Consider the following 351-nt stretch of genomic DNA (forward strand, 5'->3'; position numbering starts at 1 on the left):
CCTTGATGTCCTTGACCAGCGGGTTGGCGAGGCTGGTGACCTCCTTCACCTGGCCGACGGCGCGGGAGCTCTCATAAGCGTTCATTCAGGCCACCCAGCGCGAGAACAGCGAGGTCGACAGCGCGCGGCCGGCGGACTTCTCGCGAATGATCAATTCGCCGGATTCGACCGTGCCGCCCATGCCGGCGAACGTATCGCGCATCAGCGCATGGATGGCGAAGAAGGAGGCGCGGATCGAATAGGCGGTGAGAACGACGGCCAGCGGTTTCGGCGTCAGGATCGAGCGGCAGAGGTCGGTGAGGCCCGGCAGATCCTCGAACAATTGCCAGACCTCGCCCTTGGGGCCGCGGC

1 pseudogene is annotated in these 351 nt (G+C 65.5%); it reads right to left on the minus strand.

Going from position 1 to position 351, the window contains the following annotated elements:
• Nucleotides 1-85: 85 nt before the first annotated feature.
• Nucleotides 86-351 (minus strand): annotated as a pseudogene (locus EN824_RS33860) (class I SAM-dependent rRNA methyltransferase); the annotation flags it as partial.

Source organism: Mesorhizobium sp. M8A.F.Ca.ET.181.01.1.1 (assembly GCF_004792025.1).
In the GTDB taxonomy this organism is placed as follows: Bacteria; Pseudomonadota; Alphaproteobacteria; order Rhizobiales; family Rhizobiaceae; genus Mesorhizobium.